Annotated in this window: 13 protein-coding genes and 1 tRNA gene; 9 read left to right on the top strand and 5 right to left on the bottom strand. The window is 72.6% G+C overall.

Going from position 1 to position 14,314, the window contains the following annotated elements:
* The first annotated feature begins 86 nt into the window (after positions 1-86).
* Both NHL53_RS03345 and NHL53_RS03340 read left to right on the top strand, forming a co-directional pair.
* The gene (locus tag NHL53_RS03345; protein WP_433775148.1) at positions 87-3,773 is read left to right on the top strand and encodes an AAA family ATPase; all 3,687 of its coding nucleotides are present in this window, start codon (positions 87-89) and stop codon (positions 3,771-3,773) included.
* Position 3,774: 1 nt separating this feature from the next.
* Complete coding sequence (locus tag NHL53_RS03340) at positions 3,775-3,963, top strand: hypothetical protein (RefSeq protein ID WP_433775145.1); 189 nt, start codon at positions 3,775-3,777, stop codon at positions 3,961-3,963.
* 464 nt (positions 3,964-4,427) lie between these two features.
* On the opposite strand, the gene mscL is transcribed toward NHL53_RS03340, so the two are convergent.
* From mscL to NHL53_RS03325, 3 genes are read right to left on the bottom strand one after another with little or no spacing between them, the layout of a single operon-like run.
* Positions 4,428-4,832, bottom strand: a complete 405-nt coding sequence (gene mscL, locus NHL53_RS03335) for a large conductance mechanosensitive channel protein MscL (RefSeq protein ID WP_433775143.1) — start codon at positions 4,830-4,832, stop codon at positions 4,428-4,430.
* Between the two features lie 44 nt (positions 4,833-4,876).
* Positions 4,877-5,110, bottom strand: coding sequence for an FmdB family zinc ribbon protein (locus NHL53_RS03330; RefSeq protein ID WP_433775141.1), 234 nt, complete (start codon positions 5,108-5,110; stop codon positions 4,877-4,879).
* 46 nt (positions 5,111-5,156) lie between these two features.
* On the bottom strand, positions 5,157-5,732 hold the full coding sequence (locus NHL53_RS03325; protein ID WP_433775138.1) for a 5-formyltetrahydrofolate cyclo-ligase: 576 nt from the start codon (positions 5,730-5,732) through the stop codon (positions 5,157-5,159).
* 75 nt (positions 5,733-5,807) lie between these two features.
* Here NHL53_RS03325 and galU point away from each other — a divergent pair, with 75 nt between their 5' ends.
* The 7 genes from galU (at position 5,808) to NHL53_RS03290 (ending at position 12,141) form a co-directional block, all read left to right on the top strand.
* Positions 5,808-6,695, top strand: a complete 888-nt coding sequence (gene galU, locus NHL53_RS03320; RefSeq protein ID WP_433775135.1) for a UTP--glucose-1-phosphate uridylyltransferase GalU — start codon at positions 5,808-5,810, stop codon at positions 6,693-6,695.
* Between the two features lie 49 nt (positions 6,696-6,744).
* The gene (locus tag NHL53_RS03315; protein ID WP_433775133.1) at positions 6,745-7,368 is read left to right on the top strand and encodes a GNAT family N-acetyltransferase; all 624 of its coding nucleotides are present in this window, start codon (positions 6,745-6,747) and stop codon (positions 7,366-7,368) included.
* 326 nt (positions 7,369-7,694) lie between these two features.
* The gene (poxB, locus tag NHL53_RS03310; protein WP_433775131.1) at positions 7,695-9,410 is read left to right on the top strand and encodes a ubiquinone-dependent pyruvate dehydrogenase; all 1,716 of its coding nucleotides are present in this window, start codon (positions 7,695-7,697) and stop codon (positions 9,408-9,410) included.
* 249 nt (positions 9,411-9,659) lie between these two features.
* Positions 9,660-10,628, top strand: a complete 969-nt coding sequence (locus tag NHL53_RS03305) for a large exoprotein (RefSeq protein WP_433775128.1) — start codon at positions 9,660-9,662, stop codon at positions 10,626-10,628.
* Between the two features lie 76 nt (positions 10,629-10,704).
* A tRNA-Ala gene (locus tag NHL53_RS03300) sits at positions 10,705-10,777 on the top strand.
* Between the two features lie 121 nt (positions 10,778-10,898).
* Positions 10,899-11,336 (top strand): pyridoxamine 5'-phosphate oxidase family protein, encoded by a 438-nt coding sequence (locus NHL53_RS03295; protein ID WP_433775125.1) that lies wholly within the window; start codon positions 10,899-10,901, stop codon positions 11,334-11,336.
* Between the two features lie 25 nt (positions 11,337-11,361).
* Entirely contained in the window at positions 11,362-12,141 is a 780-nt protein-coding gene (locus NHL53_RS03290; protein ID WP_433775123.1) for an IclR family transcriptional regulator, read from the top strand.
* A 12-nt stretch (positions 12,142-12,153) separates the two neighbouring features.
* Here the strand turns inward: NHL53_RS03290 and NHL53_RS03285 are convergent, their stop codons facing one another.
* Positions 12,154-13,083, bottom strand: a complete 930-nt coding sequence (locus NHL53_RS03285; protein WP_433775121.1) for a hydroxymethylglutaryl-CoA lyase — start codon at positions 13,081-13,083, stop codon at positions 12,154-12,156.
* Positions 13,080-14,312 carry a CaiB/BaiF CoA transferase family protein gene (locus NHL53_RS03280; protein ID WP_433775119.1) on the bottom strand — a complete coding sequence of 411 codons (1,233 nt, stop codon included), beginning with the start codon at positions 14,310-14,312 and terminating at the stop codon, positions 13,080-13,082. Before NHL53_RS03280 ends, NHL53_RS03285 begins: the two co-directional genes overlap by 4 nt.
* Between the last annotated feature and the right edge of the window lie 2 nt (positions 14,313-14,314).

The raw sequence follows: 14,314 nt of genomic DNA, 5'->3' as shown, positions 1-14,314 counted from the left end.
ACGATCTCGCGCGAATCCGATCGATTTTCGCGCCGCGGCGGCGATCCCCACCCGATTCCTCAGCGAATCGCCGTACCCTTGCCGCTGTGTGGCGTATCAAAGGCTCGGCGGCCCTGACCGGACAGGCGGACGGCGCTGCGCCCGAGGAGCGGGCGGACGGCGCGGGCGCGGCCTCCGACGTGCTCGCCGCGCGCGATGCGCTGCGCGACGCCGCCGCCGAGCTCGGCGGGTCCTCGACCCTGCTGCACTACCGCGAGGCGGCCGAGTCGTTCATCGAGATCACCACCGCGCACCCCGGCAGCCTGCCGCAGTTCATCACGGGGCGCTCGACCCTGCTCTCGAACCTCTTCCGCGACGAGGTCGCGCTGCGCACCGCCCGCCTCGCCGCCGAGCGGATCGCCGCGAAGAACGTCGAGCTGCGCACCGCCCGCGGCATCGACGCGGTGCGGCTCGCCGTGGGCGTCGCCTCGTGGCGGGTCGGGGAGGAGTCGTTCACCGCGCCCGTGCTCCTGCGCCCGCTCGCTCTGCGGCGCCATCACGCCGACTTCGAGCTGAAGCTGCGCGGGCGCTTCTCGGTCAACCCCGAGCTCGTGCGCGTCGCGCGCGAGCAGCTCGGCGTGCGGATCGACGGCGAGCAGCTGGCCGCGCTCGCCTACGACGACGGTCTCTTCCAGCCGCAGCCCGTCATCGACCGGCTGCGCGCCCTGATGGCCCACGTCGACTCGTTCCGCGTCAAGGCGCGGCTGACGATCTCCGCCTTCGCCGACGTCGGCGGCCCCATGGCGCGCGACCTCGACGCGATCGACCACCCCGTGCTGCGCGCCCTCGCGGGCGACGCCGAGGCGAAGCAACTCGTGCAGGCCCCGCGCCCGGCGCCGGAGACGACCAGCCCCGACGAGCGCTCGCCGGCCGCCGACACGCTCCTGCTCGACGCCGACTCCGAGCAGGAGGCCGTCCTCGCGCGGATCGCCGCCGGGCACTCCATCGCCGTGCACACGCTGCCGGGCACGGGAGGCACGCAGACCGTCATCAACGCGGTCGGGCAGCTCGTGCGCGCGGGCAAGCGCGTGCTCGTCGTCAGCGCCAGGCGCTCCACCCTCGAGGGCGTCCGCCACCGCATGCGCGGCATCCACCTCGATGCGCTCGCCGTCTCGCCCACCCAGCTGCGCGGCGACCTCATCCGGGCCATCGGCCGCAACGAGAAGGCCGAGCAGCCCGCGGTCTCCGATATCGACGACGCGCTCGTGCGCCTCCGCCGCGTGCTGCGCGACTATCGTGAGTCGCTCACGAAGAAGCACCCGGCGCTCGGCGTCTCGGTGCTCGACATGACCCGCGAGCTCACGCGCCTCGCCTCCCGTCCCGTCCCGCCCTCGACGACGGCCCGCCTCGGGATCCGCGCGCTCGAGAAGCTCTCGGGCGATCGCACCGAGGCGGCGCAGAAGCTCGCCCTCGCCGCGCGGCTCGGCGAGTTCCGGGTGGGGCCGGACGACTCGCCCTGGTACGGCGTCACGTTCGAGACCACGGAGGCGGCGCGCGCCGCGCACGCCCGCGCGGGCGAGCTGCACCGGTCCCTCGTCCCGGAGCTGCTCGAGCGCGGCTACGCGCTCTTCTCGCAGACGCACATGCGCGCGTTCCGCACGCTCGACGAGCTGGGGGAGCACCTGCGGCTCCTGCACGGGATCCGCGACTCGCTCGACACGTTCACCCCCGCGGCCTTCCAGAGGCCGCTCGCCGACATGATCAAGGCGCACGGAAGCCGCCGCGACTACGCGGGCATGTCCGGAGCGCAGCGACGGCGGCTGCGTCGGCTCGCCCGCGAGCTCGTGCGCCCCGGCGTGCACGTCTCCGACATGCACGCCGCCCTCACGCGGATCCAGAGCCAGCGCACCCAGTGGAGCCACCTCGTCGAGGGGCCCGTCGTGCCGGACATCCCGCTCGGCCTCGCCGAGGTGCAGGACGACTGGGAGCGCGTGGACGCGGAGCTGGCGGAGCTCGACGCGGCGCTCGCGCGCGGCACGCGCCTCGCGGCGCTGCCCGTCGACCGCCTCATCCGCACGCTCGCGGGCCTCGCCGCCGAGTCGCAGGTGTTCGACAACATCGTCGAGCGGGCCGAGCTGCGCACGTCGCTCGACGACCTGGGCCTCGCCCCGCTGCTGACCGAGCTGTCGGTGCGGCACGTCGACGAGGCGAGTGTGGGCGCCGAGCTGGAGTTCGCCTGGTGGCAGTCGGCGCTCGAGCACGTGCTGCAGGCCGATCGCGCGCTGCTGGGCGCGTCGACGAGCGTCGTCGATCGCCTCGAGAAGGACTTCCGCCTCGTCGACGAGGCGCACGCGGCGGCCTCCGGCGCGATGCTCGCCGCGCAGCTGGCCGCGCAGTGGCGCATCGGCATCGTCGACGAGCCCGACGAATCCGACCGGCTGCGGCGCTCCCTCATGCGAGGCGACGTCACGCCCGCGCAGCTGCTCGCCGAGGCTCCCACGCTCATGCGCGTGCTCGCTCCCGTGTGGATCTCCTCTCCCTACGAGGTGCCGACCCTGCCCGACGCCGCCGACTTCGACGTCGTCCTGCTCGCCGACGCCTCGGCTCTGAGCCTCGCGGAGGCGGCTCCCGCCATCCGCCGGGCGCGGCAGGTCGTGGCGCTCGGCGACCCGGTGACGCAGCGGCACACGCCGTTCACCGTGTCGACCGCGGATCCGGACGCCTCCCTCCCCGCTCCCGACGAGGAGCAGAGCGCCTTCGAGCAGCTCGCGCGGCTCCTGCCCGTCGAGACGCTCACCCGCAGCTATCGCGCGGGCGGCGAGGATCTCGCGCACCTCGTCAACGACGCGTTCTACGGCGGAGAGATCGTCTCCCTGCCGTGGGCGGGGTCGTACCTCGGCCGCGGCAGCCTGTCGGTCGACTTCGTCGACCGGGGCACCGGCGCGCCCGACCCCGAGACGGGTGCGGTCGAGAGCCCCGACGCCGAGGTCGCGCGCGTGGTGACGCTCGTCGTCGAGCACGCCGTGAACCGACCGCGCGAATCGCTCATGGTCATCACGGCCTCGAAGCGCCATGCCGACCGCGTGCGCGCCGCGATCACGGCGGCCTTCGCCGGGCGCGGCGACGTCGCCGACTTCGTCTCGCGCGAGACCGCGGAGCCCCTCGCCGTGCTCACGCTCGAGGAGTCTGTGGCCGAGAGCCGCGACCGCGTGATCTTCTCGCTCGGCTACGGCAAGACCCGGCACGGGCGCGTGCTCAGCGAGCTCGGCGACCTCTCGAGCTCCGACGGCGAGCGCCTGCTGACGGTCGGGATGACCCGCGCGCGCCGCTCGATGGTCATCGTCTCGTGCGTGCAGCCCCCGGACATCGACGACGGCCGCTTCTCGAACGGCGCGGCGCTGCTCATGGACATCCTGCGCTCGTACGAGGAGCGCGCTCAGGCGTCGCGCCGCGAGGACGACGCGGATCCGCTGACGCGGGCGCTCGCGCGCGAGCTGCGCAGCATGGGCGTCGCGGTCGAGATGAACTACCGCGGCCTGCTGCCGCTCGTCGCGCAGGCCGGCGGCAAGGCCGTCGTCGTGGAGAGCGACCCCGAGTCGCGCGGCGAGTCGCTGCGCGAGTCGCTGCGCCTGCGCCCGCAGGTGCTGCGCCGTCTCGGCTGGCACTACGTGCGCGTGCACGCCTTCGACCTGTACAGCGATCCGCGCGCCGTCGCGGAGCGCGTCGCCGCCGTGCTCGGCGTCGCGAACGACGTGCAGCGGGTCGACGACGACACCGCTCCGCTCGATCACTGAGATGGGCGAGCAGCGGGTCGAGCGGGTGCGCGGCTCACGCCGCGCGCGGCTCACGCGCGTGGAGGGGACCCTGAGCGACGCCGAGGCGGAGGCGACGCTGCGCGGGGAGCGGACGCGCCCGGACGCTCCGAGGGGCGAGCGCGGGCCGAACGACTCCCGCCTTCTCGACGACGTCCCGCCCCACTACTGATCCGCGCGCCTGGATCCGCCCGGCGGCGGGTCCGTGCCCGCACGGTGGGGATCCGTGGGGCGTGTCTCGCTTTGTGCGGGTTCGCCGGGGTCTTTCCCGCGTTTCGTGAGACATAGCCCGGGAAGGGTGCGCTGCGTGTCTCACTTTGTGTGGCACAGGGAAGGGCTTTCCCGCGGCTTGTGAGACATGAGCGCGGAAGGGGTGCATCGTGTCTCGCTTTGTGCGCTAAAGGGTGGGGCTTTTCCGCGGTTTGTGAGACATGGTCTGGGAAGGTGTGCTGCGTGTCTCGCTTTGTGTGGCAAAGGGAGAGTCTTTCCCGCGTTTCGTGAGACATGGGCGCGGGAGCATGCGCGTCCCGCCTTCTGCGCGAGGGGGCGCCTCTCCCGGAGAAGACGAGACGCGCGTCCCCGAACGGGAGGAGGCGCCGCCCCTGACGGGACGGCGCCTCCTCGGATACAGCGCGGTCAGCGCTTCTGCTGCGCCTCGAGCAGGTCGCGGATCTGCGTGAGCAGCTCCTCCTGCGTGGGAGCGGGCGCCTCCTCCTCGAGACCGAGGCGGGCAGCGCGGCGCTCGGCCAGCTTGTTCATGGGCAGGACGAGCGCGAAGTACACGACGGCGGCGACGGCGAGGAAGTTGATGAGCGCCGAGATGATGCCGCCGATGCCGAGGTGCGCGGGGCCGAAGATGCCCGGGATCGTGATGGCCCACGCGGCGAGGTCGCCCGTCGGGACGAACGCGCCGAGCAGCGGGTTGATGATGCTCGCGACGAACGCGTCGACGATCGCCGTGAACGCGGTGCCGATGACCACCGCGACGGCGAGCTCGACGACGTTGCCGCGCATGATGAAGTCCTTGAAGCCCTGCAGCATGAGTGGTGTTCCCCCTTGTGCGCGCGAACGCGCGATGTGTGCGGTCAGGTGGTCGCGGGCGCCGGGGTGCTCGACGCCGTCGAAGACGATGATGCACCCGACAAGCGCGAATCGGTGCGGTAGAAGCCGGATCCGTTGAACGTCACGCCCACCGAGCCGTACTGCTTGCGCAGGGGGCCTGCGCACTCCGGGCACTCGGCGAGGGCCGGATCGCTGAACGACTGGACGGCGTCGAAGGCGTGTGCGCAGGCGGTGCAGACGTAGGCGTACGTGGGCATGGACTTCGTTCTCTCTCGAGAGGGACCGCGGGGCGCGAGGAGCACGTCAGCGGTCGGACGGCAGCGTGCGGGTGGCCGTGACGATCCCCGTCACCCGCATGTCGTGGGTCTCGCGGGGAACGCGATCGACCACCTCGGAATCATAGAGCACCGCCCAGACAGGCCGGGGAGAGGGGAGCGCCGCGAGCGCCCGGTCGTAGAAGCCGCCGCCCCACCCGAGCCGTCCACCGGAGCCGTCAGCCGCGGCCGCCGGCGCGATCACGAGGCCGGCCTCCGCGAGGGCCGAGGGCGGCAGAGCGTCGCCGACCGGCTCGGGCACGCCCCACGCGCCCCGCCGCTCGCGCGATCCGGCGGAGGGCACCCAGCCGAGGGAGCCGTCGTCGCGCGGCACGGGCAGGATCACCCGGATCCCCTCCTCCTCCGCGCGGCGTAGGAAGGAGCGCGTCCCCGGCTCCGAGGGAGCGGAGAGATAGCAGGCGACGCACGCGCGCCCGCGCGCGAGAGCGAGGAGGCGGTCGCCGATCGCGGTGTCGGCCGCGGCTCTCTCCTCGGCCGGCCGCGCTCGCCGCTCGGCGCGGACGCGGGCCCGCAGCAGCCGCTTCGCGGCGATCGGATCCGTCATGCGAGAGAGGATACGCGGCGCGGGAGGGGCGGTCCCTGCGCCGTTTCCGAGGCGGTTTCGCCTATGGTGATGCCCATGGAACCGAAAAAGATCAAGGCCGTGATGCCCGTCGCGGGCCTCGGAACCCGCTTCCTCCCGGCGACGAAGGCGACGCCGAAGGAGATGCTGCCGGTGGTCGACAAGCCGGCCATCCAGTACGTGGTCGAGGAGGCCGTCGCCGCGGGCATCCGCGACGTGCTGATGATCATCGGGCGCAACAAGAACGCGATCGCGAATCACTTCGACTCGGTTCCCGAGCTCGAGGAGAAGCTCACCGCGAAGGGCGACGACTCCAAGCTGGGGCGCGTGCAGAAGTCGAGCGACCTCGCCGACGTGCACCTCCTGCGTCAGGGCGAGCCCAAGGGGCTCGGTCACGCGGTCCACCGCGCCAAGCAGCACGTGGGCGACTCCCCGTTCGTCGTCATGCTCGGCGACGACCTCATCGACGAGCGCGACCCGCTGCTCCCGAAGATGATCGAGGTCAACGAGCAGAAGCAGGCGATGGTCATCGCCCTCATGGAGGTCGACCCCGACCAGATCAGCCTCTACGGCTGCGCCTCGGTGGAGAAGACCTCCGACCCCGACGTCGTCAAGGTGCTCGATCTCGTCGAGAAGCCCGCGAAGGAGGACGCGCCGTCCAACCTCGCGATCATCGGCCGCTACCTGCTCACCCCCGAGATCTTCGACGTCCTCGAGCACACCCAGCCCGGCAAGGGCAACGAGATCCAGCTGACCGACGCCCTCAAGGAGGTCGCGGTCGACGCCGACAACGTCGACGTGTACGGCGTGATCTTCCGCGGCCGCCGCTACGACACGGGCGACAAGCTCGACTACATCAAGGCGATCGTGCAGCTCGCGTCCGACCGCGACGACCTCGGTCCCGACCTGCGTCCGTGGCTGAAGGAGTTCGCGTCGTCGCTCTGACGCCGCCCGCATCATGATCCGCGGCATCGCCGCACCACGGGAGAGCCGGATGGACGCCCTCGAGCAGACGTACGGGGATGTGGCCATCCGGCTCATCCGCTCCCGCGACGCGCGGCCCCTGCAGGACGAGCTCATGGCGAGCCGGTCCTGGCTGAGGCCGTGGGAGGCCACGAGCCCCGACGGGGCGTTCCCGATCGACATGAAGCTCGGCGTGCGGCGCCTGCTGCAGCAGTACCGGGACGGCGCGGGCGTGCCCTTCGTCATGGAGCACCGCGGCGAGATCGCCGGGCAGCTCAACGTGTGGGGGATCGCCTACGGATCCCTCTCGTCGGCGACCATCGGCTACTGGGTCGGCGAGCGCTTCGCCGGGCGCGGGATCACCCCCGTCGCGGTCGCGCTCGCCACGGACTTCTGCTTCGCGCGCATGCGGCTGCACCGCATGGAGATCTGCATCCGGCCCGAGAACCGGCCGAGCCTTCGGGTCGTCGAGAAGCTCGGCTTCCGCTACGAGGGATACCGGCGTCGGTACATCCACATCGACGGCGACTGGCGCGACCACTACGCGTTCGCGCTGACCCGCGAGGAGGTCCCGGACGGCATGCTGAGGCGCTGGGTCGAGGGGCGGGTGCCTCCCGACGCGGCGCGGATCCCCGACGCCGACCGCCCGGGCTGACGTCCGGCCCCCGGCCGCCTTCGTGCGCCCCGCCCGCCCGGCCGTCCCACGGGCGCCCGTCCTGCCGTCTCGGGGGCGCCCGGCTCGCGAGTGGCGCAGAAACTCGCGAGCGGCGCAGAAATGCGGCCGGATATCTGCGCCACTCGCGAAGATCTGCGCCGCTCGCGCGGGGTGGCGGCTGATGACGAGCGCGGATGAGAACGGCTTCTGCATCCGCGCCCCGCGCGCGGGAGGCGGGATCCGGGCGAACGGCCCCGCGGGGCGCGTCGCGTGCCTAGACTCGGCATCGTCGGAGCAGTTTCCCCGCACGCGGAAGGATGCCGTTCATGCCCACCGTCGCTCACAACATCGTCGAGACCCTCCACCGCAGCGGAGTGAGGAGGGTGTACGGGATCCCGGGCGACTCGCTCAACGGATTCACCGACGCGCTCCGCACGAACGGCGGCATCGAATGGGTGCACGTGCGCCACGAGGAGGCCGCGGCCTTCGCCGCGAGCGCCGAGGCCGCCGTCACCGGAGAGCTCGCGGTCTGCGCGGGAAGCTGCGGGCCAGGCAACCTGCACCTCATCAACGGGCTCTTCGACGCCCAGCGCTCGCGCGTGCCGGTGCTCGCCATCGCCGCGCACATCCCGAGCGACGAGATCGGATCGGGGTACTTCCAGGAGACCCACCCGCAGGAGCTCTTCCGCGAGTGCAGCGTCTACGTCGAGCACGTCGCCCACCCCGAGCAGATGCCGCGGCTCCTGCGCATCGCGATGCGCGAGGCAGTGTCGAAGCGCGGCGTCGCCGTGCTCGTCGTGCCCGGCGACGTCGGGCTCGCCGAGATCGAGGCCGAGGTGGAGGAGATCCGCGCCCACGCGTCCCGCGTGCTGCCGGACGAGGGTCAGCTCGACGCGGCGGCCGAGGCGCTGAACGACGGGGAGAAGGTCACGATCCTCGCCGGCGCGGGCGTGCAGGGCGCTCACGACGAGCTCGTCGCGCTCGCGGAGCGGCTCCAGGCGCCCGTGGTGCACGCGCTGCGCGGCAAGGAGTTCGTCGAGTACGACAACCCCTACGACGTCGGCATGACCGGGCTCATCGGCTTCTCATCGGGCTACCACGCGATGCGCGAGTGCGACACACTGCTCATGGTCGGCACCGACTTCCCGTACCCGCAGTTCCTCCCCGACGATGCGACGGTGATCCAGATCGACATCCGGGGCGAGCAGATCGGCCGGCGCACGCGCGTCGACCTGCCGCTCGTCGGCGGAGCGAAGGAGACGATCGCGGAGCTGCTGCCGCGCCTGTCGGAGCACGCCGACTCCGACCATCTCGACGCGGCGCGCAAGCACTATCGCCGCGCGCGCAAGGACCTCGACGGCCTCGCGACGCCCTCCAAGCGCACGATCCATCCGCAGTACCTCGCGCGGCTCATCGACGAGCACGCCGCGGACGACGCCGTGTTCCTGCCCGACGTGGGCTCGCCGACCGTGTGGGCGGCGCGCTACCTCACGATGAACGGCAGGCGGCGGCTCATCGGATCCTTCACCCACGGATCCATGGCGAACGCCCTGTCGCAGGGCATCGGGGCGCAGGCGGTCGACCGCGACCGCCAGGTGATCGCGCTCGCCGGGGACGGCGGGCTCTCGATGCTGCTGGGCGAGCTCATCACGCTGACGCAGAACGGCCTGCCCGTGAAGACGGTCGTCTTCGACAACGCCTCGCTGAACTTCGTCGAGCTCGAGATGAAGGCGGCGGGGTTCGTCACCTACGGCACGGGCCTCGAGAACCCCGACTTCTCGAAGGTCGCCGAGGCGCTCGGCATCCGCGGCATCCGGGTCGAGAGATCGAAGGACCTGCCGGGAGCGGTGGAGGAGTTCCTCGCGCACGACGGCCCGGCGGTGCTCGACGTCGTCACCGACCGCCAGGAGCTCTCGATGCCGCCGAGCATCACGTTCGAGCAGGCGAAGGGCTTCAGCCTGTACGCGATCCGCACGGTCCTGTCGGGACGCGGAGACGAGCTCGTCGACCTGGCGAAGACGAACCTGCGCCAGCTCTTCTGAGCATCGGGCGGGCTCCGCGCCGTTCTCGTCGTCGCGCTCGGTCCCGCCCGCTCGTTCTGCCCGTCCGTTCGCGGTGCCCGCGAGTGGCGCAGAAACTCGCGAGCGGCGCAGAAATGCGGCCGGATATCTGCGCCGCTCGCGAAGATCTGCGCCGCTCGCGAGTTGTGGGGAGCCTCGTCCGCATCCCGCGGCACGCGACACGCCGGAGGATCCGGCCGTCGGCCGCGCCGGTCGCATACCGTGGAGCGCATGGGCGGGCAGGTTCTCGGTGGCGGCGCGATCGCGCTGGTCGTGGCGGTGCTGTGGCTCGCCTATCTGCTGCCGTCCTGGCACGCGAAGATGCGGTACGCCGCGGCTGAGCGGAACGCCGTGCGCCTCAACCAGGCGCTGCGCGTGCTCGCGGAGACGGCCGAGGTGCCCGAGGAGCTGCGCGTCGAGCTGACCCGGCGCGACGCGAACCGTCAGCGGCGGATCGTCAAGCGCATGCAGGAGGAGGACGAGCGCCTCCGCGAGGCCGACGAGCGCCTCGCCCTGGCGAAGAAGCGCCGCGAGGTCGAGGAGGAGCGGCTGCGCCGCCTCGCCGACCTCGAGGAGGAGCGTCGCCGCATCGCGACGCTGCGCGCGGATCCGTTGCGCCGTCAGGCGGGAGCGAGGCGTCGCGTGCGCGTCGCGTCGCTCGTGATCGCGCTCGCGGGCCTCGCGGCGACGATCGGCGGCCTCTGGCTGCTCGCCGCGACCGGCATCTGGGCGCTCGCGATCGGCGGCGCCGTCGCGACCGCGACGGGCCTCGGTCTGCTGCGCCGCATGGCGGTGGTCTCGACCCGCTCGGCGGCTCCGGTCTCCGCCCCTCAGGCGGTGCGCCCCCAGCAGCGGGCGGCGCGTCCCGCGCCCGCGCTGCTGAACCCGGAGGATCGCGGGTGGACTCCGCGTCGTCTCCCGGCTCCGCTCACGGCGATGTCGGGATCCCGCGCCTCCGAGGAGATCGCGGGCGCGACGGCTCAGGAGCGGCTGCGTCAGCTCGCGCGGGAGGAGGGCGCCCGCGTGCAGCTCGAGCGCGAGCAGGCGGCCTCGGCGCCCGTGCCGATCGAGACGGCGCGACCGAAGCAGGCGCCCGCGGCGGAGGGTGCCGAGAGCGGCTTCTCCGCGATGGGGTACGTCGACGACGACGCGATCGAGCGCCACGTGCGCGAGCTGCTCGCCCGCCGTGCCGCGGGATGACACGCCCGCGCGACGCGATTCCGGCCCCCGATTTCTGGTGACGCGCGACGCTCTGGTAATGTCTTTCGAGTTGCAAGGGCCCATGGCGCAGTTGGTAGCGCGCTTCGTTCGCAATGAAGAGGTCGGGGGTTCGAATCCCCCTGGGTCCACACTGAGTTGAGACAGTCGCCGAACGCCCCGCCCCGTGCGGGGCGTTCGGCGTCTCGCGCGTGGGCGCTCCGCGCGGCGCCTCCCCATTGCCCGCGGCCGGGATCGGCGAGACCATGGGGTATGGACGACGTGAAGAACCCCGTGGTGTCCCTGGCGGAATCCGAGTGCTGGGAGCGTCTGTCCACCCAGACGCTCGGACGTCTCGTCACGCGCGTCGGCGATGTCGTCGACATCTTCCCCGTGACGTTCGTCGTGGACGGCGAATCGATCGTCTTCCGCACGGCGGAGGGCAGCAAGCTGCTCGAGCTGACGGTGAACGAGCAGGTGCTGTTCGAATCCGACGAGTTCGGCGCGGACGGCGCGTGGAGCGTCATCGTGCGCGGCAGGGCGCATCGCATCGACGCCTCGGACGAGATCGAGGCCGCCGACCGCCTGCCGCTGACGCCGGCCGTCCCGACGCTGAAGCGCAACTACGTGCGCATCACCGCCGACCAGATCACGGGCCGCGCCTTCGCCCTCGGCGAGGAGCCGGAACGCGACGGGGTGCAGCCGTACTGAGCCCGTCCCGCGAGAAGATGGAGGCATGTCGGAAGCGCAGCCGAGCGGCCAGAACCTGCTCGTCCTCACGAAGATCACCGGGATCCTGAACGCGTTCACGCAGGCGCGGCCGGAGCTGACCCTCGCGGAGATCCGCCAGAGCACCGGGCTTCCGCAGTCGACGGCGCAGCGGCTCGTGGCGAACCTCGTCGACCAGGGGTTCCTCGATCGCACGCGCGACGGCTACCGCATCGGCGTGCGCATGCTGCACTGGGCGGCGCCCGCGATGCAGGGGCTCGAGGCGGTCGACATCGTGCGGCCCGTCCTCGAGGAGATGCGCGACCGGCTCGGCGAGACCGTCGCGGTGTTCCGCGAGTCCCAGGGGTATCGCGTCTGCGTCGCCCTCGCCGAGACGCGGGAGATGGTGCGCCGCGCCATGCGGGTGGGGCAGATCCTGCCCCTCCACGCCGGGTCGGCAGGGCGCGTGATCCTCGCCTGGACGCCGGGCCTCCTCGACCGCATCCTCGCCGCGGGGCTCGAGCCGCTGACGCCCGACACGATCGTCGACCGCGCGGAGCTCGAGCGCGTCGTCCGGGAGACGCTCGTCGCGGGGATCGCCATCACGGCGGGGGAGCGGCAGACGGGCGCCATCGGGCTCTCCGCCCCCGTCTTCGGCCCGCAGGGCGAGCTGTTCGGCGCGCTGACCGTGATGGGCCCCTCGTCGCGGATCCCCGAGGAGACGGGCCGGGAGTGGGCGCCGTACGTGCTCGAGCGCGCCGAGCACCTCACCCGCACCCTCGGCGGCCGCCACCCCGACGAGGGATGACGGCCGGTCCGATCAGTCCGCGATCACCCAGTCGAACGCGCGGGCGGTCGATCGCGCGCCCTTCGCGGCGCGCGAGGTGCTCTCCTCGCCGAGCGAGGACGTGACGCGCTCGCCGAGGCGCACGAACGTCGCGAAGCGCTCGGGCGTCATCCCCGCGGGCTTCAGTGCGAACAGGAGATCCTCCGTCGACGTGTTGCCGGCGGCCCCCGGCGCGAACGGGCAGCCGCCGAGCCCGCCGAGCGCGCCGTCGAGAACCGTCGCCCCGGCGCCGACGGCCGCGAGCGCGTTCGCGACCCCCATGCCCCACGTGTCGTGACCGTGGAACACGACCTCGTGCTCGGGGCGGATCCGCGCCGTCTCGCCCACGAGGTACGCGACCTGGGCGGGATCCGCCTGGCCGAGCGTGTCGCAGATGACGGTGTCGGAGCAGCGCTCCGCCCGGGGGTCGCGCACGAGCGCGAGCGTGCGCTCCGGATCCACGGCGCCGTCGAACGGGCAGGTGAAGCTCGTCGCGAGGCACAGCTGCAGCTCCGCCCCCGCCTCGCCCGCGATGTCGAGCGCACGGGGGAGGGCGGCCATGGAGTCCTCCGTCGAGCGGCCGATGTTGGCGCGGTTGTGGGCGTCGGAGACCGATAGGCAGTACTGCATGCGGGTCACCCCCGCGCTCGCGGCCCTCTCGACGCCCCGGGGCGTCGCGACCCACACCCAGCACCGGGCGAGCTCGTCGGGCTCCAGCGCCTCGACCACCTCGAGGGTGTTCGCCATCGGGGGCACGAGATCGGGGCGGGCCATCGAGCCGATCTCGATGTCGGAGATCCCGAGATCGAGCAGCTCCCGCACGAGGCGCACCTTCTCGTCGGTCGGCATGAGGCCGCCCGTGAGCTGGAGCCCGTCGCGCAGGGTCACGTCGCGCACGCGCGCGGTTCCGGTGGTCGTGGTCATGCTGTCGCACCTCCCGTGATGCGGTCGATCGTCTCCTGATCCAGCCCCGTCTCCGCGAGGACCTCCCGGGTGTGCTCGCCGAGATCGGGGCCGAGGCGGTCGATGGGCAGCGAGGCGCCGTCGATCACCGGCGTGATGCCGGGGAAGGCGACCTGCTCGATCGTCTCCTCCCCGGTCGACACGTCGAGGCGCTGCACCATGTTGCGCGCGGCGAGCTGCTCGTCGGCGACGAGGTCCTCCGCCGTGTAGATCGGGCCGGCGGGCACGCCCGCGTCGTCGAGCGCCTCGAGGGCCTCCTCCACCGAGCGCTCGGCGCACCAGGCGCCGATCGCCTCGTCCAGCTCGTCGCGGCGCGCCCATCGGCCGGCGTTCGTCTGCAGGTCGGGATCGGATCCCAGGTCGGGCCGCCCGATCGCCTCCATGTACCGGCGGAAGATGCCGTCGCCGTTGCCGGCGATGACGACCGACTTCCCGCCCCGGCAGACGTACGCGTTCGACGGGGCGATGCCCTGCATGCGGCCGCCCGTGCGGGTGCGCAGGTCGCCGAAGGCCGAGTAGTCGGGGATGAGCGACTCCATGACCGACAGCATCGCCTCGTTGAGCGCGACATCGACCGTGCGCGGCAGATCCGCGCCGCGCCGGCGCTCGCGGTCGAAGAGCATCATGCACGCGCCGAACGCCGCCTGCATCCCCGCGATCGAGTCGCCGATCGACACCCCCACGCGCACGGGAGGGCGGTCCGGATCCCCCACGAGCTCGCGGAACCCGCCGTACGCCTCCGCGACCGCGGCGAACCCCGGGCGCGCGGACATCGGCCCCGTCTGCCCGAAGGCCGAGATGCGCACGAGGACGAGGTCGGGGTTGGCCTCCTTCAGCACGTCGGGCCCGATGCCCCACCGTTCGAGCGTGCCGGGGCGGAAGTTCTCGATGAGCACGTCCGAGCGGCGGGCCAGCTCGAGCGCCGCCGCGCGGCCGTCGTCGGATCGGAGATCGAGGACGACGGATTTCTTGCCCCGGTTGACGGTGCGGTACAGCATCGACGTCGTCCCGCGGTGCAGGCGCCAGTTGCGCAGCTCGTCGCCCGTGTCCGGCCGCTCGACCTTGACGACCTCGGCGCCGAAGTCGGCGAGCATCCGGCCGGCCGTCGGCGCGGCGATGTAGTTGCCGAGCTCGAGCACCCGCACGCCGGCGAGGGGGAGGCGGCCGCGATCGTTCGCGGAGTCGTTCATGG

Origin of the sequence: Microbacterium sp. gxy059, assembly GCF_050958665.1 — a bacterium.
Taxonomy (GTDB): Bacteria; Actinomycetota; Actinomycetes; order Actinomycetales; family Microbacteriaceae; genus Microbacterium.
The sequence above is the reverse complement of the archived record's forward strand: the minus strand, read 5'-3'. Positions and strand labels throughout refer to the sequence as shown.

What these genes read in the sequence shown, in the direction of transcription:
- NHL53_RS03340 (WP_433775145.1), top strand. Translation starts at nt 3,775, where the DNA reads ATGGGCGAGCAGCGGGTCGAGCGGGTGCGCGGCTCACGCCGCGCGCGG.
- mscL (WP_433775143.1), bottom strand. Translation starts at nt 4,832, where the DNA reads ATGCTGCAGGGCTTCAAGGACTTCATCATGCGCGGCAACGTCGTCGAG.
- NHL53_RS03330 (WP_433775141.1), bottom strand. Translation starts at nt 5,110, where the DNA reads ATGCCCACGTACGCCTACGTCTGCACCGCCTGCGCACACGCCTTCGAC.
- NHL53_RS03325 (WP_433775138.1), bottom strand. Translation starts at nt 5,732, where the DNA reads ATGACGGATCCGATCGCCGCGAAGCGGCTGCTGCGGGCCCGCGTCCGC.
- galU (WP_433775135.1), top strand. Translation starts at nt 5,808, where the DNA reads ATGGAACCGAAAAAGATCAAGGCCGTGATGCCCGTCGCGGGCCTCGGA.
- NHL53_RS03315 (WP_433775133.1), top strand. Translation starts at nt 6,745, where the DNA reads ATGGACGCCCTCGAGCAGACGTACGGGGATGTGGCCATCCGGCTCATC.
- poxB (WP_433775131.1), top strand. Translation starts at nt 7,695, where the DNA reads ATGCCCACCGTCGCTCACAACATCGTCGAGACCCTCCACCGCAGCGGA.
- NHL53_RS03305 (WP_433775128.1), top strand. Translation starts at nt 9,660, where the DNA reads ATGGGCGGGCAGGTTCTCGGTGGCGGCGCGATCGCGCTGGTCGTGGCG.
- NHL53_RS03295 (WP_433775125.1), top strand. Translation starts at nt 10,899, where the DNA reads ATGGACGACGTGAAGAACCCCGTGGTGTCCCTGGCGGAATCCGAGTGC.
- NHL53_RS03290 (WP_433775123.1), top strand. Translation starts at nt 11,362, where the DNA reads ATGTCGGAAGCGCAGCCGAGCGGCCAGAACCTGCTCGTCCTCACGAAG.
- NHL53_RS03285 (WP_433775121.1), bottom strand. Translation starts at nt 13,083, where the DNA reads ATGACCACGACCACCGGAACCGCGCGCGTGCGCGACGTGACCCTGCGC.
- NHL53_RS03280 (WP_433775119.1), bottom strand. Translation starts at nt 14,312, where the DNA reads ATGAACGACTCCGCGAACGATCGCGGCCGCCTCCCCCTCGCCGGCGTG.